This window comes from Nonomuraea sp. NPDC003804 (genome assembly GCF_040610675.1).
Taxonomy (GTDB): domain Bacteria; phylum Actinomycetota; class Actinomycetes; order Streptosporangiales; family Streptosporangiaceae; genus Nonomuraea.
On the sequence record NZ_JBEXMT010000010.1, the window covers coordinates 37,187 to 62,064 of the forward strand.

Annotated in this window: 30 protein-coding genes; 26 read left to right on the plus strand and 4 right to left on the minus strand. The window is 67.3% G+C overall.

Annotated elements, in window-relative coordinates; all coding sequences use genetic code 11:
* The first annotated feature begins 9 nt into the window (after positions 1 to 9).
* From ABZX22_RS15740 to ABZX22_RS15805, 14 genes are all read left to right on the plus strand, one after another.
* Positions 10 to 1,089, plus strand: a complete 1,080-nt coding sequence (locus ABZX22_RS15740; protein ID WP_354909046.1) for a hypothetical protein — start codon at positions 10 to 12, stop codon at positions 1,087 to 1,089.
* Positions 1,086 to 3,380 carry a hypothetical protein gene (locus ABZX22_RS15745; RefSeq protein WP_354909048.1) on the plus strand — a complete coding sequence of 765 codons (2,295 nt, stop codon included), beginning with the start codon at positions 1,086 to 1,088 and terminating at the stop codon, positions 3,378 to 3,380. The genes ABZX22_RS15740 and ABZX22_RS15745 overlap by 4 nt, the downstream gene beginning before the upstream one ends.
* A gap of 23 nt (positions 3,381 to 3,403) precedes the next feature.
* Entirely contained in the window at positions 3,404 to 3,760 is a 357-nt protein-coding gene (locus tag ABZX22_RS15750) for a DUF2190 family protein (RefSeq protein WP_354909050.1), read from the plus strand.
* A gap of 10 nt (positions 3,761 to 3,770) precedes the next feature.
* On the plus strand, positions 3,771 to 4,934 hold the full coding sequence (locus ABZX22_RS15755) for a Mu-like prophage major head subunit gpT family protein (protein WP_354909053.1): 1,164 nt from the start codon (positions 3,771 to 3,773) through the stop codon (positions 4,932 to 4,934).
* A complete protein-coding gene (locus ABZX22_RS15760; RefSeq protein WP_354909055.1) occupies positions 4,931 to 5,200 on the plus strand; it encodes a hypothetical protein in 270 nt (89 codons plus the stop codon). Before ABZX22_RS15755 ends, ABZX22_RS15760 begins: the two co-directional genes overlap by 4 nt.
* A complete protein-coding gene (locus ABZX22_RS15765; RefSeq protein WP_354909057.1) occupies positions 5,200 to 5,409 on the plus strand; it encodes a hypothetical protein in 210 nt (69 codons plus the stop codon). The genes ABZX22_RS15760 and ABZX22_RS15765 overlap by 1 nt, the downstream gene beginning before the upstream one ends.
* Positions 5,410 to 5,411: 2 nt before the next feature.
* Positions 5,412 to 5,771: a hypothetical protein gene (locus ABZX22_RS15770; protein WP_354909058.1), complete on the plus strand. Its 360-nt coding sequence runs from the start codon at positions 5,412 to 5,414 to the stop codon at positions 5,769 to 5,771.
* Positions 5,772 to 5,784: 13 nt separating this feature from the next.
* Positions 5,785 to 6,210 (plus strand): DUF6093 family protein, encoded by a 426-nt coding sequence (locus ABZX22_RS15775; RefSeq protein ID WP_354909060.1) that lies wholly within the window; start codon positions 5,785 to 5,787, stop codon positions 6,208 to 6,210.
* Positions 6,210 to 6,560 (plus strand): HK97-gp10 family putative phage morphogenesis protein, encoded by a 351-nt coding sequence (locus ABZX22_RS15780; RefSeq protein WP_354909063.1) that lies wholly within the window; start codon positions 6,210 to 6,212, stop codon positions 6,558 to 6,560. The genes ABZX22_RS15775 and ABZX22_RS15780 overlap by 1 nt, the downstream gene beginning before the upstream one ends.
* Positions 6,557 to 6,991, plus strand: a complete 435-nt coding sequence (locus ABZX22_RS15785; RefSeq protein WP_354909065.1) for a hypothetical protein — start codon at positions 6,557 to 6,559, stop codon at positions 6,989 to 6,991. Before ABZX22_RS15780 ends, ABZX22_RS15785 begins: the two co-directional genes overlap by 4 nt.
* 68 nt (positions 6,992 to 7,059) lie before the next feature.
* Positions 7,060 to 7,392 (plus strand): hypothetical protein, encoded by a 333-nt coding sequence (locus ABZX22_RS15790; protein ID WP_354909068.1) that lies wholly within the window; start codon positions 7,060 to 7,062, stop codon positions 7,390 to 7,392.
* The gene (locus tag ABZX22_RS15795) at positions 7,392 to 7,601 is read left to right on the plus strand and encodes a hypothetical protein (protein ID WP_354909070.1); all 210 of its coding nucleotides are present in this window, start codon (positions 7,392 to 7,394) and stop codon (positions 7,599 to 7,601) included. Before ABZX22_RS15790 ends, ABZX22_RS15795 begins: the two co-directional genes overlap by 1 nt.
* Positions 7,602 to 7,604: 3 nt before the next feature.
* A complete protein-coding gene (locus tag ABZX22_RS15800; RefSeq protein ID WP_354909072.1) occupies positions 7,605 to 8,090 on the plus strand; it encodes a hypothetical protein in 486 nt (161 codons plus the stop codon).
* Positions 8,090 to 8,608, plus strand: a complete 519-nt coding sequence (locus ABZX22_RS15805) for a hypothetical protein (protein WP_354909075.1) — start codon at positions 8,090 to 8,092, stop codon at positions 8,606 to 8,608. Before ABZX22_RS15800 ends, ABZX22_RS15805 begins: the two co-directional genes overlap by 1 nt.
* Before the next feature lie 380 nt (positions 8,609 to 8,988).
* On the opposite strand, the gene ABZX22_RS15810 is transcribed toward ABZX22_RS15805, so the two are convergent.
* Complete coding sequence (locus tag ABZX22_RS15810; protein ID WP_354909077.1) at positions 8,989 to 9,606, minus strand: hypothetical protein; 618 nt, start codon at positions 9,604 to 9,606, stop codon at positions 8,989 to 8,991.
* Positions 9,607 to 9,730: 124 nt separating this feature from the next.
* On the opposite strand from ABZX22_RS15810, the gene ABZX22_RS15815 reads away from it, so the two are divergent.
* From ABZX22_RS15815 to ABZX22_RS15865, 11 genes are all read left to right on the plus strand, one after another.
* Positions 9,731 to 13,789, plus strand: a complete 4,059-nt coding sequence (locus ABZX22_RS15815; protein WP_354909078.1) for a hypothetical protein — start codon at positions 9,731 to 9,733, stop codon at positions 13,787 to 13,789.
* Positions 13,790 to 14,081: 292 nt separating this feature from the next.
* Positions 14,082 to 14,348: a hypothetical protein gene (locus tag ABZX22_RS15820; protein WP_354909080.1), complete on the plus strand. Its 267-nt coding sequence runs from the start codon at positions 14,082 to 14,084 to the stop codon at positions 14,346 to 14,348.
* Between the two features lie 3 nt (positions 14,349 to 14,351).
* Positions 14,352 to 14,783 (plus strand): hypothetical protein, encoded by a 432-nt coding sequence (locus ABZX22_RS15825; RefSeq protein WP_354909083.1) that lies wholly within the window; start codon positions 14,352 to 14,354, stop codon positions 14,781 to 14,783.
* An 80-nt stretch (positions 14,784 to 14,863) separates the two neighbouring features.
* Complete coding sequence (locus ABZX22_RS15830; RefSeq protein ID WP_354909086.1) at positions 14,864 to 16,732, plus strand: hypothetical protein; 1,869 nt, start codon at positions 14,864 to 14,866, stop codon at positions 16,730 to 16,732.
* A 46-nt stretch (positions 16,733 to 16,778) separates the two neighbouring features.
* A complete protein-coding gene (locus ABZX22_RS15835) occupies positions 16,779 to 18,614 on the plus strand; it encodes a hypothetical protein (protein ID WP_354909088.1) in 1,836 nt (611 codons plus the stop codon).
* The gene (locus tag ABZX22_RS15840; protein ID WP_354909091.1) at positions 18,614 to 19,024 is read left to right on the plus strand and encodes a hypothetical protein; all 411 of its coding nucleotides are present in this window, start codon (positions 18,614 to 18,616) and stop codon (positions 19,022 to 19,024) included. Before ABZX22_RS15835 ends, ABZX22_RS15840 begins: the two co-directional genes overlap by 1 nt.
* Positions 19,025 to 19,130: 106 nt before the next feature.
* On the plus strand, positions 19,131 to 19,451 hold the full coding sequence (locus tag ABZX22_RS15845; RefSeq protein WP_354909094.1) for a hypothetical protein: 321 nt from the start codon (positions 19,131 to 19,133) through the stop codon (positions 19,449 to 19,451).
* Between the two features lie 641 nt (positions 19,452 to 20,092).
* Entirely contained in the window at positions 20,093 to 20,230 is a 138-nt protein-coding gene (locus tag ABZX22_RS15850; RefSeq protein ID WP_354909097.1) for a hypothetical protein, read from the plus strand.
* Positions 20,211 to 20,951, plus strand: a complete 741-nt coding sequence (locus ABZX22_RS15855; protein WP_354909099.1) for a CHAP domain-containing protein — start codon at positions 20,211 to 20,213, stop codon at positions 20,949 to 20,951. The genes ABZX22_RS15850 and ABZX22_RS15855 overlap by 20 nt, the downstream gene beginning before the upstream one ends.
* A 157-nt stretch (positions 20,952 to 21,108) precedes the next feature.
* Positions 21,109 to 21,492, plus strand: coding sequence for a hypothetical protein (locus ABZX22_RS15860; protein ID WP_354909101.1), 384 nt, complete (start codon positions 21,109 to 21,111; stop codon positions 21,490 to 21,492).
* Between the two features lie 10 nt (positions 21,493 to 21,502).
* Positions 21,503 to 21,697 (plus strand): hypothetical protein, encoded by a 195-nt coding sequence (locus tag ABZX22_RS15865; protein ID WP_354909102.1) that lies wholly within the window; start codon positions 21,503 to 21,505, stop codon positions 21,695 to 21,697.
* A 171-nt stretch (positions 21,698 to 21,868) separates the two neighbouring features.
* Here ABZX22_RS15865 and ABZX22_RS15870 read toward each other — a convergent pair whose 3' ends face one another.
* The gene (locus tag ABZX22_RS15870; RefSeq protein ID WP_354909104.1) at positions 21,869 to 22,147 is read right to left on the minus strand and encodes a hypothetical protein; all 279 of its coding nucleotides are present in this window, start codon (positions 22,145 to 22,147) and stop codon (positions 21,869 to 21,871) included.
* 149 nt (positions 22,148 to 22,296) lie between these two features.
* Between ABZX22_RS15870 and ABZX22_RS15875 the strand changes: the two genes are divergently transcribed.
* Complete coding sequence (locus tag ABZX22_RS15875) at positions 22,297 to 22,572, plus strand: hypothetical protein (protein WP_354909106.1); 276 nt, start codon at positions 22,297 to 22,299, stop codon at positions 22,570 to 22,572.
* A 53-nt stretch (positions 22,573 to 22,625) separates the two neighbouring features.
* Here ABZX22_RS15875 and ABZX22_RS15880 read toward each other — a convergent pair whose 3' ends face one another.
* Together ABZX22_RS15880 and ABZX22_RS15885 are read right to left on the minus strand one after the other, a co-directional pair.
* Positions 22,626 to 23,450, minus strand: coding sequence for an aminoglycoside phosphotransferase family protein (locus tag ABZX22_RS15880; protein ID WP_354909108.1), 825 nt, complete (start codon positions 23,448 to 23,450; stop codon positions 22,626 to 22,628).
* An 85-nt stretch (positions 23,451 to 23,535) separates the two neighbouring features.
* Entirely contained in the window at positions 23,536 to 24,876 is a 1,341-nt protein-coding gene (locus ABZX22_RS15885) for a hypothetical protein (protein ID WP_354909110.1), read from the minus strand.
* Between the last annotated feature and the right edge of the window lie 2 nt (positions 24,877 to 24,878).

Below are 24,878 nucleotides of genomic sequence, written 5' to 3' on the forward strand. Positions count from 1 at the left end.
GGGTGATCCATGGCGATCACCCCCGAGACGCTACGCCTGGTAGAGCAGATGAGGCGCGCCGTCGGGTCCATCCTCGACACGATCACCCGGACGCTTGTGGCTGCCTGGGTGCGCGCCTGGGACGACATCGCTTTCGAGGTCGCGAGCGGTATCACGGAGATCCTTCAAGCCGGTGACGGGAAATGGCCGTCCCGCCGTGTGATCGAGCAAACGGCGCGAGCCATGTCAGCTCTGGACGTGATCGCCGCGGCGCTTACTCGCCTCGCTGAGCTGACGCGGTCGCAGACCCTCGCTGGCGTCTCTGAGGCCGCCAGGATCGCCCTGGACGGGCAGGGCGACCTTGTCGCCTCGCAGCTGCCGTACGGGTCCACGCTCGCCTTGCAGGCCCGCTACAGGCGCCACCGGCCCGACACCGTGGACGCGATCGTCCGCCGTACAGCCGAGCAGATCCACGCCAAGCATTGGCCGCTCGCAGAAGAGGCCACAGCGGCGATGAAGCGCGAGCTGATCCGCGGCGTGGTCGTGGGGGACAACCCGCGCACCGCGGCGGCACGGATGATGCGCAACCTCGAGGGCGAGTTCAACGGCGGCTTGGCGCGAGCGCTGAACCTCGCCAGGACCGAGACCCTCGACGCTCATCGGCAGGCAGCAGAGATCGGCCAGGAGCAGCACGAGGACGTCTTGGACGGCTGGGTGTGGATGGCCGAACTCAACTCCAGCCGAGGCCGCACCTGCCCGTCATGCTTCGCCATGCACGGCACCGTGCATCCGATGTCCGAGCCCGGCCCTATCGACCACCAGCAAGGCCGATGCAGCAGGACACCAAAGACCAAGTCGTGGGCGGACCTCGGGTTCGACATCCCTGAGCCGCCCGACGCCGTGCAGGACGCCCGCGAGGTGTTCGACGCACTTCCGCAGGATGAGCGGCTGGCCATCATGGGCCGCCGCCGTCTCGAACTCCTCGACTCCGGCCAGATCGCCTGGTCCGACCTGTCGCAGCGCCGCACAACCACCGGCTGGCGCGACTCGTACGGCGTCCGCCCTGTGAAGGACTTGGAGCGCATCGCGCGAGGGGGGAGCAGATCATGACCGCCCTTCTCGACGAAGGCCGTCACTCGTGGGACCCCAGCGAGCACCCGCGCGACGGCGACGGTCAGTTCGCCTCCACGGGAGGCGGCGGCAGGCACTCCAAGCCCTCCACCGGCGGGTCTGGCAGGGGCGCTGCTGGCGGCCGGCTCGGCATGCCAGACACGATCGCCTCCTCCCAGGTGACCCTGTCCAAGGGCGGCACCGCGTCCATCTCCCGTACCGCCGGCGGCGAGACGAGCATCAGCAACGGCTCCAACTCGAAGAAGCTGAGCAAGCAGCAGGCCAAGTCGCTGTTCGACACGCTCGCCGTATCCACCGACTGGGACGACGGCGACAGCGAAACCCTGCCCGGCATCGGCAAGATCACCCGGCAGCGCGGCGGCGTCAACCTCGCCCTCGACGACGGCCCCACCATGGATCTCGCCGACCGGGACATCACCCGCATGGAACGCGCTCACGAGCAGACCGGCCTGTCGTCCCGCGTGGATACCGGCAACGGCGCTGCTGACGTGTTCGTGGACGGCAAGAAGATCGGCATCCGCACGCCGGGCGGAGAGGTCACCTTCAACCGCTCCTCATTCGCCAAGATCGACAAGGCGATTGATGCCCTCATCGACGACATGGACGACCCCGACACCCCCGCCCGCGACACCTACAGCAAGACCGTGTCGACCAACGCCGGCAAGGTCTCCGTCGAGATCACGGGCGACTGGGGCAGCGAAGACAGCCGCATGGAGATCCGGCCCGCAGACGGCGGCGACTGGGGGATCACCATCGACGGCCCTCACCACAGCGCCTGGGGAGACGCCATGTCACAAGCTCTCGACGAAGCGGAGAGACCCATGCAGCACGCGCTGAGCGAGCACGTCTCGCTCGCCGAGGCAGCCGGCGGGCAGGCGCCGAAGGGGCGTAAGTTCCGGGCCCGCATCATCGCAGGGGACGTGCAGGGCTCCAGCGGCTACTACCCGGCCGCGATGCTGAAGCGCGACGCCGGCGTCTTCAGGGAGGGCCTGCCGGTCTTCCTCGACCACCCGGGCGCCACCGAGTCCTACGACCGGCCCGAACGCTCCGTCAGAGACCTCGCCGGACGGCTCGCCTCCACCGCCGTCTACGAGCGAGACGGGCTATACGCCGATGTCGAGGTGTACCCGCACTGGGCGCCCGTCATCGAAGCCATGGCCAGCGACATCGGGATGAGCATCCGGGCCTCCGGCACCGTCGAAGCATCCCAGCAGGAAGGCGTCCGCGGACCCATCGTCACCGGCCTCACAGAAGCCGCGTCGGTGGACTTCGTTACTGCGGCAGGAGCGGGAGGCAAGATCGTGGCGCTGCTCGAATCAGCCCGCGCACAGTCGGGCGACCTGCTGCGCAAGGCCGTCGACACCAGGGCCAAGCCCAAGGGGGAAGCCGAGGTAGAGGACGAGCGGCTCACAGAGGCCCGGAACGTCGGCCACTGGATCGAGTCACGCATCCACAGGTCCTTCACCGAGATGTGCGACGACATGTTCGGCGAAGGCCGCCTCACCCGAGACGAGCGCATCAGCCTGTCCAACGCCATCGGCGAAGGACTCGGCGCCTTCAATCGGGTCGTCGCCGAGAAGGTCCCGCACCTGTACGAGCGAGACCTGTGGGACGACATCACGCCGTCCGAATCGGCCGCCATGAGCGAAACGCTCCACGACGAGCCAACTACTACAGACCCCGCGCCCTCCGAGGTGGCGGAATCCCAGAACGAGCCGGGCAGCTCGCCCGCCGTCGAGAACGAAAGGGAGGGCGAGATGCCCGAACTGAACGAGGACCAGGCGCGCGAGCTGGAAGAGGCGCGCAAGAACCTCGAGGCCGAGAAGGCTCAGGCGCTGCAGGAGGCTGCCGCAGCCAAGGCCGAGGCCGAGAAGGCGCTGAAGGAGGCGGCTCGCCTGCGCGCCGCCGAGTCCGCCCGCCCCATCGCCGTGCAGATGGTCACCCAGGCCGACATGCCGGCCGCCGCCCGCGTCCGCGTCCTGGACGAGGCGCTCAAGCAGGTGCCGCTGACCGAGGACAACAAGCTGGACGAGGCCGGTTTCAAGGCCCGCGTCGACCAGCTCGTCACCGCCGAGGCGTCCTACCTCGCCTCGCTGGCCGAGGCGGCCGGCGTGGGTCAGGTCCGGGGCCTGGGCGAGTCCACCACGTCCGTCGCTGCCGAGCAGGAGCGTGGCAACGCCTCCCTCATTGCCTCTCAGCTTGAGGAGGCGTACAAGAGGCGCGGCATGTCCGATGAGGCCGCCAAGCTCGCGGCTGCTGGTCGCCCGTAACGAAGCGAGAGGAACACATCACGATGGCTACGAACATCGTTTACGAAGAGGGCGACCAGATCCGTCTCGTCTGCTCCCAGCCTGCCACCCCCGTCTCCGGCGACCCGGTCCTGGTCGGTCAGATCCCCGGCGTCGCCCTCACCAAGGAGGACGGTGACGGCTTCACCACCGTCAAGTTCGACGGCGTCGCCAACCTGTCGGTGAAGGGCGAGAACCAGTCCGGCAACTCCGCGGTCGCAGTCGGAGACATCCTCTACTACGAGGCCGGCCAGACCCCGCCCGTCAACAAGGACGCCACCAACGGTGTTCGCTTCGGCTACGCGCTCGGCACCGTCGGCGCTGGCGCTACCGCCACCATCCCCGTGAAGATCGGTTACTAGGGAGATCCACGTGACCAACAGCAACCTGTTCGAGGCCACGGTCGAGCGGATCGACCTCGAAACCGCCTCCATCGGCGCCATGTTCGGCAGCGAGCGCAAGAGCTTCGGCCAGCGCTCCCAGGACCCGCGCTACATGGCGAAGTTCGCCGAGGCCGTGAAGTTCATGGACGAGATCTACACGGGTCGCCGTCCCCTGCACCACTTCGCCGAGGCCATGACGACCTCGGACTTCCCCAAGCTGTTTGCTGACAGCCTGGACCGGCAGCTGTACGGCGCCTACGAGGCGACCTCGCCGACGTGGATGAACTACACCCGTAGCTCAACCGTCAACGACTTCCGCGAGGTCAAGCGGTTCGCCACCTCGGGTGTGCGCGGCCTGCTCGGCAAGGTCGGCGAGCTCGGCGAGTACAAGCGGCGCGGCCAGGCCGAGGCCGAGTACAAGTACAAGGTCGAGAAGTACGGTGCCGCGTTCGGCCTGTCCTTCGAAGCGATGATCAACGACGACCTCGACGCGTTCATGCGGCTCCCGCAGGACCTCGCCGACTCGGCTAGGGACTCGGAGGAGGAGTTCGTCACGCGCCTGTTCTGCGGCGCGTCTGGCCCGCTCACCTCGGTCTACACGGTCGGCAACGACAACTTCCTCGACGGCGTCCCCGAGGCCGCGCTGACCCGCGACAACCTTCAGGCCGCCATCACGAAGCTGCTCAAGCGCAAGGACGACAACGGCAACCCGATCCGGGTCACTGCGGTCGAGCTTGTGACCGGCCCCGGCCTGGCGCTGGAGGCGGAGGAGATCCTCAACACCACCCAGTACCGGGTCGTGGACGCCTCCGGCAATGTGCAGATCATCTCCGGCAACGGCGTGTCGGCGAACCTGCGCCACAGCCTCAACTACTGGATCCCGTCGGTCGCCACCACGGCGAACGCTGACTCCTCGTGGTGGCTGTTCGCGAACCCGAACGGTCCTCGCCCTGCGATGGAGTTCGGCCGGCTGCGCGGCTATGAGGCTCCCGCCCTGTTCGAGAAGATCCCTGACGCCCGCCGGATCGGCGGCGGCGAGGAGATGTTCGACTTCGAGACGGACGGGTCGGCGAAGAAGATCCGGCACATCTTCGGCGGCGTGTTCGTCGACCCGAAGATGACCATCGCCTCGACGGGCGACACCACGCCGTGACCGACCTGCCGAAGGCGATCACCCGCGACCAGGTGTTCTGGGCTGCCATCGCCGCACGGCAGGACCAGACCAACCAGATGCTCGCGCAGATCCTCGACCGTCTCCCCGAACGGCCCGCTGTGGTCGACGCCGAGACGGTTGAGCTGCGCGAGCCCGCGGCGCAGCCCGAAGCGGCTGAACCACAGGAGCCGGACACGCCCCTTGAAGCGCCAGCCCGCCCTGTACGCCGCACACGAAAGCCCAAAACGGTGAAGGAGACCAGCTGATGGCTACCAAGGCCGCCTACTACGGAACCAAGCCGCAGGCAGCGCACGTCGCCACAGCTGCCGCGCTGACCTCGGCGACAGCCACGGGTGGCGACGCACCGACCGAGGCTGAGTACAACGCACTGCGCACGGATGTGTCGAACCTGCGGGCCACGGTGGTGGCGCTTCAGACGGCTCTCCGGAACGCAGGCATGCAGGCGTCCTCCTAGCCGTGGCGATCGACTACACCACGGACGCCGGCAAGGTACGCCTGCTGGTGTCCGATGTCGACGAGGCGAACCTGCTGCTGACTGATGAGCAGATCGCAGCCCTTCTGACCCTGGAGGGTGGCAGCGTCAAGCTTGCCGCCGCTCAGGCGCTGGACACCATCGCCTCGTCGGAGGCGCTGGTCAGTAAGGTCATCACCACCCAGGATCTGAGCACCGACGGCGCCAAGGTCGCGGCCGAGCTCCGAGCGCGAGCCGCGGCCCTACGCCAGCAGGTAGACGACGGTACTGGGGACGACACGGTCGGCTTCGACATCGTCGACTTCGACCCACACCTCGGATACCTGGGTTACGAGCCCTGCTAGGGGGGTGGCATCCATGCCTCTCGCAGGGCACGGCCCGGTCCCGGCCCGCTGGTCTGAGCATCACCGTCCTGTCGCGTCAGGCACGCACACCGCGACCTGCGCGATCCGACGGCAGACCGGCGAGGGCGGCATCGACGATGACGGGGTGTGGCATCCGCCCACCTTCACCGTCGTCTACACAGGCCCTTGCCGGATCATCCCGCAGCCGACAGACGCCCGCATCGTCGTCTCCGGCGAGCAGCAGGTGTCCCTCCGCAGCTACGACGTGGCCATCGAATGGGACGCCGCCAACGTGTTCGAGGGCGACCACCTCACGGTCACCTCAGGCCAGGACCCGCGCATCGCGGGACTCGAACTGCTGGTCACCGATGTGCGGCTCTCTGGGGAGACGTGGGAACGAGTCCTCGCCTGCCAGGCCAACCTCACCGAGGAGGCGTGATGGGCTGGGACACCTCCGACCTGGATGGGCTCATACGCGACCTCGGCAAGGCACCTGCCAAAGCCGAGGCGCTGACCAAGGCTGTGGTCGCTAAGACCGGGTTCGACGCTGTCGCCGCCGCCCAGGCGGTGACGCCTGTCGACACTGGCAACCTGAAGAGCTCGATCGGCGTGGACATCGACGAGGACGGCATGGGCTTCGAGGCCGGACCCACCGCCAACTACGGGCATTACGTCCACTGGGGAACGAGCCGCATGAGCCCACGGCCGTACCTGACGAGGCCGTTCGAGCAGGTCATCGAGCCGCTGCCAGAGGTGTTCGGCCAGGTGGGGGAGAAGGCACTCGAATGACCATCCCGATCGCCCCGGCCGCACCCCACACCGCCGCTGTCGTAGGCGAGATCGCCGCGATCCCCATGCTTGTCGGCCGCGCCACCAAACCGGCCGGCGCAGGCTGGCAGGGCGCTCCCGGCAGCTCCAACTACGTCCGGTACGCCGTCGTCTACCCGTCGCCGGGAGTACCCGACGGCAACGAAGCCGAACCGCTGGAGTACCTCGACTACTCCTGCCAGATCAACGTGTTCGGCGCCAGCGAAGCGCAGGCCGAGTCCGCCGCCGACGACATTCGCACTGCGCTGATCGGCAAGCGGCTCACCGTCGTAGGCCGTACCACCTACCGCGTCCAGACGCCCGGCGGCCCTCCCGCGTTCCGCGATGACTCGGTGAACCCGCCCGTGTACATGGCGGTCGTGGAGATCGAATTCCGGTCCCAAGCCGCCTAACCATTCCGTATTCGTAGCCCGACACCCCAAGTGCGCGGGCTCTTTCGCATGCCCGAAAGGAGCCCGAAGTGGCTACCCGCACAGCTCAGGCGGTCACGGCGGCCGGCGTCACGCCGACCTACCACCCCGCGACCGCCACCACCGGCGACAAGGTCCTTGCCGACTCGCGCACGTGGATCCACCTAAAGAACGGCTCTGGCGGCGCCATCACCTGCACCGTGTCCGGCGTCGGCCAGACGTCGTACGGCGTCGACATGCCGGACAAGGTCTACAACCTGACGACCGGTGCCGAGCAGTGGATCCCAATGCTGCCCGAGTACGGCGACCTGAACGACGGGCGCCTGGTGACGTTCGTGTGTTCCTCGGTTACGAGCGTGACTTTCGCGGTGGGGCGTATCTGATGGCCCGCCCGAAGATCCGCGTCCGATCCAAGACGAACGGGCTCGTCACGGAGATCGCCCCCGAGGCGCTCCGCCACTTCCCCGACTACGAGCCGATCGACGCCGCCCCCGACGCGGTGTTCGTCGAACCTGCTCTCCCGCCCGCCGAGACGGCCGAGACCCCGAAGACTACGCGCCGCAGCACGGCGGCCAAGACCGAAGAGGAGTAACCCATGGCTGCCGACCTCCTGGGCGACGGCAACGTCAAGGCGACGTTCTGCCTGACGATCGCCAACATCAGCGCGCCCACCGCTGCCGAGCTGAACGCCGGCGTGGACCTGCAGGAGTACATCACCAAGGACGGGCTCGGCATCTCGCCCGAGCAGGCCTCCGTCGATAACACGGCGCTGGCTTCGCGCGACGAGACCGAGGACGCCGGGAGCGTGAAGTACAGCATCGAGCTGACCGTGAAGCGGAAGGAAGTCGCCGCCGAGGACATCGGCTGGAACACCCTGACCGACCGTCAGCTCGGCTACCTCGTAGTGCGCCGCAACCTCGCCCACGAGACCGCCTACGCCGCCGGCCAGCGCGTCGAGGTCTACCCCGTCCGCTGCGGCAGGCCCAACATGCAGCCGCCCGAGCTGAACGCCGCTCAGCGGTTCGTGAGCAAGCTCTTCAACCACTCCTCGGCCGACGCGGACGCGGTGGTGGCGGCCTGATGCAGTCGATCGACGACATCCTCGGGCAGATCCGTCTGCCCGAGCGTGTCTACCCCCTATGCGTCCGCGCAGATCTCTGCGCCGAATGGGAGCAAGCCGAGCAGGCGCTTGCCCGCGCCGAAGCGGAGTCGCGTGACTCGCTCGCCGGCACAAGCGCGGCCGGGGTGGCTGCTGCTCGGCGGGTGCAGGAGCTCGAGGCGGAGATGGCTGATCACACCATCTCGATCAGGCTGCGCGCCCTGCCTCACAAGCGGTTCTCTGACCTGCAGGCTGAGCACCCGGGCCGCGAGGGCAAGGAGGAGGCGTGGAACCCTGCAACGTTCGGGGTTGCGCTGCTCGCAGAGTGCGCTGTGGAACCGGCCATGAACGTGGGGCAGGCGGGCCAGCTCGTCGACCGGCTCACGCATGGCCAGTGGGATGACCTTTTCACGACGCTCTGGGCGATGAACAGGTCGAAGGTTGAAGTCCCAAAATCCAGGAAGGTCTCCGCAGCTCTCCGGAACTCGACGAAGAAGTAGCACTCTCCGCTGCCTACGGGATTCCGCGGTCGGTCTTCCTCGGCAGGCAGCGGAAGTCCGTCACAGAGTACGAGTACGACGACGACGGGCGCCTTGTCCGCTCGGTCACCACGCACGACGCCGAGTGGGATGAGGAAGACCGCGGCTATGCCAAGGCGCGCCGACGTAACGACCTCGACAAATGCCCAGGATGCGGGCTGCCGCTGTCAGAGACGACGGATCCGGAAAATGAGGGGGCTTACGAGGCGCCGCCCCCGACGCGGTGTCACGCATGCACACCTCTCGAACACCGGAAGGGCGAGTACACCGAGAGTCCTCCCGGCCTGCTGTTCGGCGTCTACCTGAAGGTGAAGAAGGCGCTGACGCGGAGAGGTTAGGGGCTAGCTGGCGGGCACCCAGAAAGAGCACTTCTTGCTGGAGAACCCGCCATCGGTCGGCTGGATCGTCACCTCAACGTGGCCGGCGGCGTAGGTGACGAACTGGTTGTCGAGCCTGTCGCCGTTCTTGGCAGTCCGCTCCCAGTAGCAGCTCTTCAGCCCCTTGTCCAAGGTCCTGTAGCGGCCCGGCTTGATGTCCTTGCCTACCTTGTGGTCGCCGTCCTGGAATCCCGCCATCGCCTGCTTCCACACCTTCGTGTACTTCGGGCATAGGTGGACGACTGCGAGCTTCTCCAACTCGCCGAGTTGGCTCTTGTAGGTGGCGATCCCTTCCACCCTGGGAGGGTTGCCACCGAAGTCGGTGTAAGGGTTGTCGTCCTTGGCGCCTATGCCGCAGAAGTCTCGCCCGTACTGGACCAGGGTGGCGTCGGAGTCGTCGCCGTATTTGTCGGACGCTGTACGCACGGCGGACGCGAACCGCTGCTGTGCTGCCGTAAGGCGTGGCGACGTCGTGTCGGAAGGCAGCGAGATCGTGGGCAGCGGCGCCGCCTTTTCGGAGGTGCCCCCGATTGAGCAGCCGGCAGCGAGCACGAGAACCGAGAGAACACTTAACCGGCGCATGGGCGGACTCCTCGAACTCGTGAGGCCACTGGGGAGATAGACGCGCCCGCGAGCATCCCACGACGTCCACGCGCATGCATGCATTCACGTCAATTTGTGACCTGACCGGCTGGGGGTGACCTCCATGGCGGACAGGACTGTGACCGTAAGGCTCAACGCCGATATCAAGCCTTTCGCGGCGGAGATGGCCAAGGCCGAGGCTGCGGCCAAGCGGTTCCGCGACGGCCTCGGTGATGTGCGGATCGACGTGCGGGCGGACACCGCCTCAGCGGTTGCGCAGTTGGCGTCGCTCCAGCGGGAGGTCGACCGCCTCAGCGGCAAGACCGCCAGGATCGACGTGGACGCCGACACCGGCCGTGCACAGTCCCAGCTGGCGTCAGTCGGTTCGTCGGTGTCACGCCTGGAGGGGCGGCGCGCCCGCGTCAAGGTCGACGCGGACGTGGGCGGCGCTCTGGCGTCGATCGCCATGGTCGGCGCGGCTCTGGCGGCGCTGCCGTCCGCGGTTTCGATTGGCGTCGGCGTTGCTGGGCTGGGTGCCGCGTTTGCCGCCGCCGGCGCGGGAGCGGCCGGGTTCGCCGCGGTCGCTGTCCCATCGCTGGGGCGGATCAACGAAGCACTAAACCAGCAAGCGTCCGCCGCTGGCGGCGCTGGCGGCGCAACCAAGTCGGCCGCCCAGACGGCGGCTGAGGCGGCGTCTCGCGCACTCCAATTGGAGCAGGCAGAGCGCCGGGTGACCGATGCACAGAAGGCCGTCAAGCAGGCGCAGGAAGACCTCACACGCGCCCGGAGGGATGCCAAACGCGCGATCGAGGACTACGCGCTGTCGGTCAAGGACGCCGCCCTCGCTGAAGAGGACGCAGCCCTGTCGGTTCGGGAGGCGCAGCAGCGTCTCGCCGAAGTGCAGGCCGACCCCGAAGCGTCCGACCTGGAAAGGGAAAGGGCCGAACTCAACTACCGGCAGGCTATCCAGCGACTGGACGAGCAGCAGGTCCGTACGAAGCGGCTGCATGAGGATAAGAAGGCCGCCGACAAGGCGGGCGTCGAAGGGTCCGAGCAGGTTAAGTCCGCTCAGGACCGGCTGCTGCAGTCGCAGCAGGACCTGATCGAGGCGCAGAAGCAACTGGCACTCACGCAGCTGCAGCAGAAGGCTGCCATGGAGCAGGCTGGCGGCGCTGCCGGCGGAGCTGCCTCCAAGATGGCTGAGCTGTCGAAGGCTGAGCGCGCCCTCGCTAAGGACATCAAGGCTTTCCAGGACCAGTACGTCGCCTGGCAGAGGTCTCTGCAGCCCGACGTGTTCCCCGCCATAGAAGCCGGGCTGGACGTCCTGCGGGTCGGCATGGACCGGGCTACGCCGCTCGTGAAGGGCGGCGCGAAGGGCCTGGAGCTGTTCGCCAAGGCGTCGAAGGAAGCGCTGGAGTCTCGGCAGTGGACGACCTTCTTCGACGACCTGGGGGAGAAAGCGCCACGCGCTATTGAGGGCCTGGGTAACGCGGCCCTCAACGTGGCGGGCGGATTGTCCGGGATTGTGTCGGCGTTCCTGCCCTACACCGACGACATTTCTTCCTGGCTGGAGGATGTCACCCAGGACTTTGAGGACTGGGGACAGTCGCTGAAGGGATCGGCGGAATTTGAGCAGTTCCTCGCCTACGCGCGGGAGAACGGCCCGAAGGTCGCGGAGATCTTCGGCAACATCGCCACCTTCGCTGGCAAGCTCGCGGAAGTCGGAGCGAATCTCGGGCCCGGCGTTCTCGACTTTCTCGTCACCCTCTCCGACAGGCTCGCCGATTTGGACCCGGCCCAGGTCGAAGCTATCGCCAAGAGTGTCGGCCTGATCTTCGCCGCTGCCAAGCTCGGCGCCTCATTGAAGCTCGGCGCGTTCGTCCTGCTGGCTGAAATGCTCGCCAAGATGAGCCCGGGCCAGATCGAAGCGCTGGCCATCGCCCTGGCCGCCACCGTCGCCGCGGTGAAGGGCTACCAGGCCATCTCTGGGGCGGTCGGCTGGTGGCAGTCGCTAGGCGGGAGCCTCGACAAGGCAGGCAAGTCGGCGGACGGCGCCGCCAGCAAGTTCGCCAATCTGGGCGGCGTCCTGAAGGGCGGCGCAGTTGCCGCCGCCTTGTCATTGGGCGTTGCCGCCGCTGACGGGTTCAGCGACTCTGTCCAGGGACTTAACCCAGAGATCGACAAGCTTTCCAAGGCGATGGCCGACTTCGTCACCTCCGGCAAGGTCGCTCCAGAGCTGCTCGACCAGATGAAGACCAAGTCGACCGGCATCAACGTCGCTGGAGTCGTCGATCTGGCCTCCGGATTCGAGGACTTCGCCGACACTGCAGCTCGGTTGGCCTCTGATGACCCGTTCACGAAGATCCAGAACGGTGTGTTGTCTGTCGTGGACAGCTTCGACATCGTCACCCTGGACAACGGCGCACAGGCCATCGACAACCTGGATGAGGGCCTCACGAACCTCGTGGGCAACGGGCAGGGCCAGCAGGCAGCCCAAATGTTCAATCGGCTCGCCATTCAAATGCTCGCCGCGGGCACACCCGTCGAGGAACTCAGGGACTTGTTCCCTCAGTACACGGCCTCCCTCGAGGGCGCAGTTCCAAAGACGGGCGACATGACCGTTGCTATGACTCTGCTGGGCCAAGCAGTAGATCCGACTGCCGTGGCGATGGAGAACTTCAACAGCAGCATGGGGGTTTTCAACGCCACGACTGACGCGGCGCAGCGGACGTTGGAGTTGAAGGACGCTTTCAACGAGGCCACGCAGGCGATCGGAGACGCCGGCGGGAAGCTCGACTTCACCGCCCAGATGACGGACAAGCAGAAGCGGGCCGTCATCGAGGCGCGTGACCAGTTCGGCGGCTACATCGAGAAGGTGGTCGCAGCAGCGAAGGCCGCTGGCGAGATGGCCGGCAAGACCGGCGAAGCGGCGTTGAAGTCGGACGAGGCTCGAGAGGCGTTCATCCGCCAGTTGCCGCAGTTGTTCGACTTGGCCGGCAAGTCCTCCGCCGCGAGAGAGCAGATCTACAAGCTCGCCGAAGGGTTCGGCGTCAACCGGACGCAGGCCGACCGAGCCAAGGAGGGTGTGAAGGGCGCCCAAGAGGTCATCAACAACCTCAAGGGCAAGAAGGTCGACGTCGGCGCCGACACCAAGCAGGCACACGAGGCTCTCAACCGGCTGAAGCTCGCGATCCTGCAGATGGCCGCGGCGAACGTCATGGTCACGCTGCAGGCTGTCCAGAAGAAGGAAGCCGGCGGGATCGTCGCCTACGAGCAGGGCGGTATCGAAGCCTACGCGTCGGGCGGCGTCCGCAGCCCCCACATCGCGACCCGGCCGACCGTGCTGTACGGCGAAGGCAGGGACAAGGAAGCCTTCATCCCGTACGACACCTCCTACCGGTCGCGGGCTATCGGGCTGCTTGGCCAGGTCGCAGATGACTTCGGCCTTGCCCTGTACAACAAGGCAGCATCGGGTCAGATCAGCACCCTGACAGGGGCGCTGGACACCGCCGAGTCGGCTATCTCCGCCAGCCTGTCTGAGGCGACGTCAACCTTGGACGCCACGCTGGGCTCGGCTGGCTCGCTCACCTCGACCTTGGTCAACGTGAGCGCAGCCGGGCAGGACCTCGCCGCGGGCTGGGTCGAGGGTTCGGCCGCGTTGGGCGACTCCGTGACGGGGATGGGCGAGACGATCACCACGTCCCTTGGGGATCTGTCGTCGTCGGTGACGGGCCTAGCCGAGGTGATCGGCGAGGCCGCCTCGTGGTCTGCCAGCCAGGGCTCGAACGGCAAGACCGGCACCGGCAAGACGACCTCGCCGAAGGGCAAGGGCAAGCCGGGGCCGGTGCAGACCGGCGACAAGATGGGGCCCACTGATGCGGAGATCCGGGCACGCATGGCAGCGCAGGGCGCGCTGGTGCCAGGCGGGTCGCTCAGGGAGGCGTACGGCGGCAGCGTGCCGGTCAACTCCTCCCGCGTGTCGCGTCCTCAGCAGATGCCGGCCTCTCAGAGGGCGTACGCGCCTACGGGCGGCTCGATCGCTGGCGACACGGGCTCGGCGGGTGCTGCTGCTGGCAGGACGGGTCTTGTGACGATCCAGGGTGACCTGGTGGTCCGCGAGCAGGCCGATGCGGATCTGATCGGTGCCGCGCTCTACTCGCGTCTGGGCTCGAAGGGCCCGTGACATCGATCTCTACGAAGGGCGGGTTTCGTATGTCCACGATCCAGCCGTACACGCCGGCTGATCTGGCTCGGCTGCGGTCGATCGCGGCCCGCCCTCAGGGGTGGTCGCACCGGGTGAAGCCGCGGCGGACAGAGTCGCGTGACGGTCGCGGGCGGCCGGTCCGGGTCACGCTCGACGAGCTCGGCAACAAGATCCGGGAGCGGTGGGAGGGCCAGGACGTGAAGATCCTGGCCGTTCCCACGGTGCTTGGCCGGATTGAGAACGGTCGTCTGATCAACATAGGAGAACTGCGATGAGTGCACGACTGGAGGCGATCCAGGCTCGGCGAGCGGCCGAGTTCCTGGACGTATGCGCCGAACTCGAAGACCGGCTGGAGGCCGCCAAGCAGAAGGTTCACCAGGCGCGCGAGGCTGGCGATGAAGCGGCCCTGAAGGCGGCGAAGGCGGATCTGCGGCCTGTCGCCGAGGAGATGCACGAGTTCAGGCGGTGGGCGCGCACCATGGGCAGGCCGCGTGAGGGCATGCCCGGCCGTGACGCTGTGATCAGGGCGGGGGTCTGACCGATGGCATGGACGGCATCCGGCTGGTACGTGGACACGCTTCGACTGGAGTTCGCGGAAGACATCGCGTTCGACTTGGAGCTGCTCACCCACAAGCTGGCCCTGTACACGAACTCGTTGACGCCCGACTTCTCGGCGGCGACGCCGGCCTACTCGGCGACGAACGAGGTGTCAGGCACCGCCTACACCGCCGGCGGGAAGGTGGTGACCGGGACGACACTGGGGGCGGCGTCTGGGTTCGTCACCTGGGACGGCAGTGATGTGTCGTGGGACAGCTCGACGATCACTGGCGTGCGCGGCGGCATCATCTACGCCGATTCGCTGGCTGGTAACAACCTGATTGTCGGGATCAACTTCGGGGCCGATTACGCGACGAATGACGGCACCCTGCTCGTTGCCTGGAGTTCTTCCGGCATCGCCCGCATCTCCGCCTGACCTGACCTCGCTCCTGCAGCCGCCTCCGGGCGGCTTTTTCATGCCCGCTCACCTGGCCTGATCGAGAGAAGGGGGCGGGTATGGCGATCGCGATCCACGACTCCCGGCCGCTGGTCACAGCAAACGGCAACGCCACCACAGCGGCGTTCTCGCCGCCTGCGGATTCGCTGCTGGTGGCGCAGGTGATGGCCTTCTCATCCAGCGCCGCCCCCGCCGTGTCCGGCGGTGGTCTGACGTGGACGCGTCGGGTCCAGTCGACTAACGGCAGCGGCCTCTACGTCGAGATCTGGACGGCGCCGTGTGCTGCCGGCGCCACCAACATCACCGTCACGTGCACGATCAATGAGCCGAATTTCCCATTCGCGGCGTTGAAGATCGACGTCGTCACCGGGGCGAGCTTGACCGCCCCGGCCGGGAACAGCCATACCGGCACGTCCACCACGAACAACGCGAACGTCAACACCTACACCAGTTCCCAGGCGGGATCGCGCGGATTCATCGCCGCGTCTGAAGGGTCCGGCGTCGGGGCACCGACGAGCACCGATGATGAGGTGGCCTGGTTCAACGGCGCCACTGGCTTCGCCGGTCTGCACGCGCGCAAGGCCGCCAACACCGCGACCTCGGGCACGGTCGTACAGTTCAACCTGGACGCCTCAGGCACGGCCGCCGCCGACTGGCGGTGGGCCGCCTTGGAGATCAAGCCCGGCTCGATCGATGCGACGGTCAGCGCGACAACTGTGACCGGCGCGGGCAGCATTCCTGCGCCTGGCCTGCACACGGGCGCGACGGCCAGGCCCAGTGTGGTGACGGGGGCGGGCACCATACCGGCGCCCGACATGCACGCTGGTGCGACAGCCAGACCAGCCACCGTGACTGGCGCCGCGAACATTCCCAGCCCAAATGTGGTGGCCGGCTCGGCTGAGCTGATTGAGCCTGCCACGGTGACGGGCTCGGGGGACGTGCCGGATCCGTCGATCACGGCGGTTCAGAACGCCGCCGCTTCGCCTTCTGTCGTCACAGGCGCTGGGGATATCCCGTCTCCTACGGTCACGGCGACGTTCCAGGCGACCATCACCCCTCAGCCGGTGGACGGTTCCGGTGTGGTGCCGTCGCCGCTGGTGCAGGTGCCGATCCTCCCCGGCAACCTGGTCACGGAGGATGGACAGGTCGAGTGGAACTCGACGGTCCTGTGGGGGCCTGGCACCTCCTACAAGGTCAAGGAGATCACCGGCTGGGAGGCGATGCCTCAAGCCGATGACTTGAGCGTGGAGGAGCCGTCCCGGAATGGGGCGTTCGCGGGGCGGACGCTGCTGCAACGCCGGATCGTCACCGTGAAGCTGCAGGTGGATGCGATCTCGGATCCGACGCAGGTGTCTGGCCTGCTGCGGCAGCTCCGGTATGACACGAGGACGCTGCGGGACAACACGCTGTGGAGTTTCGTCGTCCGGGGCTACACGGAGACGCTGCTGGCGTACGGCAAGGTCATCGATCGGACAGGCGTTATGGACCGGGATTGGTCGGTCGGCGCCCCCGAACCCGTCATCACGATCATGTGCCCGGACAGCCGCCGGTACGGCCTTGAGCAGCACTCGGCGGTGGTGCCAGCCAACGCGTCCAGCGCGACAACGCTGGTCAACGATGGCCAGCTCGACACCAACCCTGTTTTGAGGTTCCAGGGCCCGGCAACCAACCCGATGCTCATCAACGAGACGTTGGACCGGATCCTCGCCTTCGATATCACGCTCGGCTCTGGGGACCTCCTCGTGGTGGATACGCAGCTCGGCACGGTCCGCATCGGCAGCACCGACCACGAGTCCGACCTGTCCGACACGATCAGCGTGCCGGTCAAGGAGTTCTTCCTCGACGTCGGCGAATCCGACATCTCGTATGAGACCGACTCGGGCGGCACTGCTGGCGTTGAGATCCTGTGGCGCGACGCCCACGAATAAGCCTCTGACCTGCCCGCCTCTTCTCTGATCTGATCGGGGGTGGGCTGTGGCAACCCTGCGTTCGGTCTCCTCAGGCCAGTCCGCCAATGCCACCTACACGGTCAGCAAGCCTCCCGGCACTCAGCCCGGCGACTTGCTGCTCGCCTTCCAGACCGCAGCAGATGTCGCCGACACGCAGATGCTGCCGCCGCTAGGTGGCACAACTTGGCAGCTGCTCGGCGCCCGGAATGCGTTGGAGTGGTCGGGCAGCAAGGTTTGGTGGAAGATCGCCGGACCGAGCGAGCCGGCCGCCTACACGTTCAGGCAAGGCGTTGGAGTTCTGCTTGAGGGCGGTATCGGCGCGGTCGTCGCCATCTCCGACCACAACGGCAACACGCCCCTGATCTCGTCGCTCGCAAACGGGGATGACACCTCGGTCGGCTGCCCGAGCCTGTCACCGTCCGCCGCTCCCGGTGTGACGCTGCGGTGGGCCGCGGCACTGTCGTCTATCTCGTCGTCGTGGTCGCCGCCTGCCTCGCACACCGAGCAGGTGGACCGTAAGAGCGGCGCTGTCCTCGCCGGCCTGGCGACGCGTGCCCGGCCTGAGGTGACGTCGACCGGGTCGGCGACGTACACGCTGGTGTCGCCGTTCCCTCCGATCTACTCGCACGGTTTCACGGTCGATGTGGGCGGTGTGGGAGGCCCTCCTCCCGAGCCGCCGCCGGCGATCCCGCCGTCCGCGGACATCCACTACAAGTACGTGTTCAGCGACCTGTTGACGGACGCCTACCGGACGACGCTCGACCTGGATCAGGTGTCGTACTCCCGCATGATCGGCGAGCCTGGCTCCTTCTCGGCGACTGTGGATGTCGTCAACGATGCGATCGCTGACGCTGTCGCCAAGGTCGTGCCCAGGTGGGTGGACGACCCATCCGAGCCGGACAGCCTGTCCACAGGGCCAGGCCGGACGTGTGTGCATGTCTATCGCAACGGCATCATCTGGGGGACATACGTCATCTGGCGTGCCACCATCTCGTCGGATGGGCGCGGCGCCCTCAAGGTGCAGCTGACCGGAGCGTCGCTGGAGTCCTATCTGAACGCGGTGGAGATCCGCTCCACCCTCACCTTCGAGGACACCGACCAGCTCGAGATCGCCCGCGGCCTCATCACCGAGATGCAGGACCTCACCTCCGCCGACATCGGCCTGACCACGCAGGCCGGCACGTCGGGCGTGAACCGTGACCGGACCTACTTGGCCGGCGAAACCGCCACGTTCGGGCAGCGCCTCAAGGAGTTGGCCGACACCGACAACGGGTTCGAGTGGCTGATCGAAACGTCCGACCCTGGAACAGGCACTCGGGTGCGTCTGCTGCGCCTCGGCTACCCGAAGCTCGGCACCCAGACCGACCACGTCTTCTCGCAGCCTGGCAACGTGCTGTCGTGGAGCCAGGAGATCGACGGGCTACGCGGCGCCACCTCCTACCGGGCCCGCGGCGAGAGCGTCTCCACGGACGCCTCCACCACCTCGACGCCTCTCATGTCGACGCCGGCCAACGCTGCCGCACACCTGACCGCGGGATGGCCCCGCATCGACAAGACGATCGACTACAGCTCGGTCAAGGAGACGGCGACGCTCAACGCCTACGCGCAGCGCTGGGCCGCCGAACGGCCGGGAGCTGTCCGCATCCACCAAGTGTCGGTCCGTTTGGACGACACCAAGTGGACGCCGGCCAACCTGGGCGACTACGCCCGCGTGGTCCTCGTCAACGACTGGTGGCCCATCAGGGGCGGCGGGGCGAGCTTCAACCGCAGGTGGCGTGTGATCGGCGTCAGCGTTCGTGCCACCAGCCGCAACAGCCAAGAGGTCGCGACGTTGACCTTCGAGGAAGAAGTGGAGATCTGATGCCCCTTCCACAGCCGGAAGGACTGGAAGACCGCATCCGCGCCCTAGAGCAGGCCGTCCGAGACCTGCAGTCCTCCATCACCAACCGGTCCGGTCTCACCACCGCCTCGGCCGGATGGGTGATCCCCAACCAGGGCACCCCGTCCCCTCCCGGTGATGGCGGCCACCTCACCGCGCTCGGGGATGAGCCGTACTGGACAGAGTCCTCAGGCTCCTCTTACTCGTTGAGGACTCCGCCGTTCCCGAAGGGTGTCGCGGTCAGCAACCCGGTGCTGGTTCTCGGCGACGCGCCCGCCAGCTACAACTCGACGTTCGCTGACACGCAGTCAGCCGCGATCAACGAAGTGCATAACCGACTGATCGACCTGCTGGGCTCGCTGCGCGGTGCCCCCTTGATCAACTCCTTCTGAATCAGACCTGGCCGCCCGTGTGGGCATGGATGCGCGCCCTGAGGGAGCGCGGGCGGCCACCCCAACCACTACCGAGGCGTACGGCCACCAACCAGGAGGGGGACGTGTGCCTGACGAGCCCACACCGTGGGAACTGCACCGGTCCATGGAAGCGCTGCGGAGATCCCTAGAGTCGGGGTTCGCTTCGCTGAACGCCCGCCTGGACCGGGTGGTGCCGACTGATCTGTTCCACGCCTACCAGCAGTCGGTGCAAAGGCAGTTCGACGACCACGAGAGCGAACTGGCGGCATTGAAGGCCGAGCGGGACGCCGAGAAGACGCAGCGTGCCAGCGACCGCAAGCTGATCGTCACGGCGGTCTTCACAGCGTTCGTGTCGCCGCTGGTCATCCTCCTGATCCAACTGTGGTTGACCAGCAAGGGGACGTGAGTCGCGATGGGCCGCCATGAATACGACGGGCTCGACCAGGACGGCACCGTTGAGAAGCCGGCGCGGCATCGTTCATGGTGGCTGCCGCTGGTGGCTGCACTCGCTTTCGCCGGTTTGATGGCCGCGGGGATGGCCGCGATCAGCGATGTTCGCGCCCAGTTGCGGAAGGCCGAGTCGGACGGGCGGGTGCTGGCCGATCAGGTGCGCCAGTTGGGCGGGGTGCCGCAGGTGACGCCGTCTGCCGGCCCGCGCGGGGAGCGCGGACCGGCGGGGGAGACGGTGGTGGGGCCTCCCGGCTCGCCTGGGCCGACCGGACCTCCTGGACGGCCGGGCAGGGATGGCAAGAACGGTGACGACGGTAAGGACGGCGCTGTAGGTCCTGCTGGCGTAGCGGGAAGCCCTGGACCCAAGGGTGAGCCAGGAGAAACCGTCACAGGCCCTCCCGGACCCAAGGGTGAGCCCGGCAAGGACGGCGAGGACGGGAAAGACGGCGCCCCTGGACCACAGGGCGAGCCCGGACCGACTGGGCCGGCAGGGCCGCCGCCAAGCGGCTGGACATTCACCCTCGCTGGCATCACCTACGACTGCACCCCTGTCGAGCCCTCATCCACTACCTACACGTGCAAACCCGGAGGTTGACCGTGACCGAGCCGCTTCCGCCGCAGCCGTACGGCGACGCCGCCCTCACCGAGGACGACGGACCGCAGCGCATCTCTCAGGATCCTGCCGCGGTGTACGTGAGCGAGATCGAGGAGGACGATGATGACCTCGACTCGTGACCGGATGATCGCCGCCTGCCGTAAGCACCTCGGCTACACCGAGCGGCCTGACGGTTGGACTCGCTTCGGGCAGTGGTACGCCGACCGACACGGCGCCCCAGCTTTCGCCCGCGCCCCGTGGTGCGCGATGAGCCTGTCGTACGTGGCCGCCACGCTGGACCTCGGCGCGGTGGTGGGGGAGTTCGCCTACACCCCGTACTGGGCGGAGTGGTTCCGCAAGTCGGGCCGATGGCATCAGACGCCGAAGGCCGGCGACATCGTCTTCTTCGACTGGGCGGGCAGCCGCAACATCCCCGCCATCGACCACGTCGGCATCGTCGAGTCCGTCATGGCTGACGGGCGGGTGGTGACGATCGAGTTCAACACCGCCAACGCGTGCATGCGCCGCGTCCGCTCCCGCTCCACGATCGCAGGGTTCGGGCGTCCCGCCTACCCGGACGTGCCCGCAAAGCCTGCGAAGCCGAAGCCCAAGCCGAACCCCACGGAGGTCCTTGTGAAGCATCTGCCCGCGCTGAAGCAGGGAGACAAGGGCTGGCACGTCAAGACGCTGACCGGCCTGCTGTGGGCTCGTGACTACGCGATCGACACCGAGGTAATCGACGAGACCGTGTTCACCGAGGCCCACACGAACGGCGTCAAGGGCGTCCAGGATGCCGCTGGCCTGAAGGTGACCGGGGTGGTGGACGAGAAGACGTGGGCAGCCCTGCTGCGCGTCCTGTGACCGCTATGGACGAGCCTGAGTTCGACGAGGAGCGTCCCGGCCGGATTCCCGGCCTGCTTGACGAGACCAACTGACCGCCCGCCCGGGCGGGCACCTTGGCGGATCGCCAGATGCGGTCCGCCTTTCGCATTTCCCCATCCCGAGGAGTTACCTCATCATGCGCATCCCCAAGAGCGCGATCCTGTCCACTGCCCTGCTCGTCGGCCTCGCGGTTGGCGGCGCTGCCACTGCTTCGGCTGCCGCGCCGGCCAAGCCCAAGGCCTACGGCGTGTGTGTCAGCACCAAGACCGGCGCCATGCGGCTGCTGGAGCCCAACAGGCTGCGCAAGAGCCAGCACGGGGCTTGCCGTACCGGCGAGCGCAAGGTCTACCTGCCGACGAAGGACGCCATCCCTGCGATCCCGGCCCCTCCCGTGACCGTCGTCTATAAGCGCGGCGCTGCGGTCGAGACGTGCACCAAGACCACGGACGCGGTGCTGACGTACTCCTGCGTGACCGTCCCCGCTCCGAGCCCGTCCCCGACTCCCACCGCTACGTCCTAAGGAGGACGCCATGCTCAAGGTAGGCAGCTACTCCAAGGCCATCGTCGCCGCCGTCTCGGCTGGCACCGGCACTCTCGTCACCGCCATGAGCGACGATGTGATCGTGACCGGTGAGTGGGTGACCGTCGCCCTGGCCGTGATCGGCGCGCTCGGCATCACCTATGCCGTGCCGAACGCCGAGAAGTCCGAGCCGCGCCGGATGTAGCCTGATCGACGACGTCCCATGGGAGCCGTCGCCTGGAACTGAAATCGCCCGCTCTTCCCTTTTCGGGAAGGGCGGGCGTTTTCGTCATGTCTGGGTTACCGTGTGCTTGCAGCACCCGTCGCGAGGATCAGCAGCCCCGCTCTCTTCGGAGAGCGGGGCTGTCTTGCGTTGTTAGACGCGCTTCCACCGCCACTGGCCGTTCGGGTACTCCGAGCACTTGTAGCGCCGGCTGGTGGCTCGGGCGTATCCGTACCGGTTGTGCGCCGCCAGCGGGCAGTAGGCGCCCGGCGTGACGCAACGCCACACGTTGCCGGATCGGCCGTACGTGCAGGCGTGAGCCGCGCTCGCTGAGGAGACGCCAACGGCGGCCGAGGCGGGGAGAGAAGCCGCTACGGGGGCGACCAGAGCCGACCCGATGAGGGCGGCGGAGACGAGCAGACGCTTGAGCAAAGCGAGCTCCGGGGGTCGTTGGAACGAGACACCTGTGAGACGGCTGGAGACCGATTGTGGTTGGCGTTGAGCGGCGTTCTGTTGGGGCTCCTGGTGTCGCCCAGGCGGCTTAGGATCGGTCGCGAACTACCGCACCACGGGGGGACGCTATGGCCGATCTGGACCTACCTGAAGACGTGATCGAGGCGCGGCGGGCCCTCGACGCCGCCCACGCCCGCGTCGAGGAGCTCGCCGCCGCGCTGCCGTCCTCGGTCGACGTCGTCGAGGGCCGGGCGGTATGGGACGAGCAGGCGGTGGCAGATCTGGCCGAGGCTCGCGCCGAGCGGCTGCGGATGCTGGGCGTCCTCCGCGACCTGCCATGGTGGGGCACCGTCCCGTCGAAGCTGGACGCCGAGAGGCAACTCCGGGTCGCCGCACGCGCCTGAGACAACGGTTCGCACGTCCCGGAAGCAACGTTTAGTGCGAACCGACCCGAGTGTCAGCTGAGCAGGTGCAGCACTCTTTCGGCCTGGCGTTCCAAAGTGCCCGCCGGGTTGTGGGGTGTGGCGGGTCCATCTGGCCCGAGCATGAGGAACCACCCCAGCGCGAACAGTCGGCGAAACTCCCGTACGCGCTCAGTTTCCTGCGGAGTCAGGTCGATATAGGACAGCAGCAGTTCGGCGTCCAGGGTGCCGTCGATGCGGGAGATGTGCTCGGCTACCTCGCCGAGCTCGAAGGCGCGATCGCTGCGGCCGGAGTCCTCCCAGTCGATGAGCCGTACCTTGCGCTCGTCCCGATCCCACATGTAGTTGGCGTGGTTTCCGTCTGCCAGGCCGAGGACAGGCGGCAGCGGGTTCGTGGTGAGTTTGTCAGGGGCGGAGGAGGCCAGCCATGCTGCACCCGCTTGGAACGCCTGCCGCACTAGCGGGTCCTCGCCGAGGTCGGGTTGCTTGTCAGCCCAGGCGCGGACCTTGTCCACGGCTATGGCTGGCCGCCACGCGGCCGGCTCGATCGTCTCGACCACGCGCGCCGGGACCTCCTGGTGCAACCGGTTGAGAGCCTCGGCCATCGCGCGGATCTGTTCCTCTGCGGCGTGCTCGCCGCGCAGGACGCGGCCGGGCAACCTGGTCATCACGATCGTGGGGGGACAGGCGTCGAGCTCTGCTCGGACGAGCGTGGGCGCAAGGCCGGGCACGTGTTCGGCGAGGAGTGCCAGAGCCGCCCGTTCCCGATGGGGCTCGCCCCGCTCCCAGGACGTGTATCGCTTGGTCACGATGTCGTCGCCGAGTTGGACGTTGTGCGTGCTGAATCGGTCGTCCGTCACGTGTGTCTTCGCCCTCCTGCCCTTGCCCTGGAGGACAGATCCTCCAAGGCGCTCCCTCCCGCAGGGGGGAGGAAGGCCAAGGAGACTACCGCAGCTCAGGCTGTCGCGGATGCCCTATGGCTCTCCCCGAGTCGTCTCGCCGCATCGCGGTCAGGCTGAGATCGGCCAGGCGTGGGACAGGAGCCACGTGAAGTTCTTCCGTGGGGTGGAGCAGACCTCGCTCGCATGCCTCGGCGACCCATGCCCTACAGGTGGAGCGCGGATACGCCGTGTTGATGCCGATTTCGCCCTTGGGAAGGGTGCCGTTGTAGGGCGTGGGGATGCCCTGCCTGTTCCAGTAGCTCCAGACGGACAGGGCCTTGGCCTCCTCGATGCAGAGGTAGAGCTGAGGGTATCGGTCCATGATCCGCATCTGACGGAAGACGAGGTGACCCAGCAGCCCCGGGGCCGTGGCCGTGAGCTCGTCGAAGCCCATGTTGCTGAGGGCGGCGGAAGAAGCGTCCAGCGACGGGTCGAGAGCGATGCAGGCGAAGAGATGGGACAGACGGCGTTGCGTGTAGCGGGCTACATCCGACGCCAGCTCCGGCTCGATCTGGCCGATGATGTGCAGCAGCTGACCGTGGCGAGGCGCGAAGCGGCCGAGATCGAACAGCTGGCCCATCCCTTGCACAGCGGAGAATGCCAGCCGCTTGTAGAGGCGGTTGTTCATCTCCCCGGCCACGGCGTATGCCTTGGTTTCTGCGGTGACGGAGTGAAGCAGCAGGTACTCAGACAGCACCTCGAAGTAGAGGTAGCCGAGGAAAGGCATGACAGGCACGGTGGCCGCGAGCTGGTCGATGAACTCAGTGTCGGGGGCATGTCTGCCGGCCGCTGCGGCGAGAAGGGCGTCGAGGACGGGGGCAGCTGCGCGCACCTGGTCTTCGACGGCTCGTCGCATGTGGGCGTCCTCTGCGGGAGTCAGGAAATGACGGTGCGCGAGATAGGCCTCCAGGTGGATGGGCCCGGCGCGCAGGTAGTCGACGCCCTTGGGAGGGATCGGCGCGTCGGGAGTGATCTCGAAGACGAGCGTGCGCGTGTGCTTCTTGGTCTCCAGCAGGTACGTGCCGAGGTTGTGGGGTCGCAGGCCCGCAGGCTCGGGGGTCAGCAGGGCGCAGTACAGCGCCGCCATGAGGCAACCCGTGGATGCGTAGAGCTGGCCGCTGCGGCGGATGGCGTCCAGGGCGACGGTCGTGTGCATGAGGTGCACAGGCTGTCCGCTGGTCAGCGCCTGGGTGATGGAGTTGTCGCGCAAGAGCCAGCCGTTGGGTGTTCCGTGTTCGAGGTAGGAACGCCAGTCGGCTTCGCTTTCGGTGAGTCCGCTGGGCGCAGGATGCCGGGCAGCGGCGGTGTAGTCGGTGTGAGCGTAGTCCCACTCGGCGTGAAGCATTG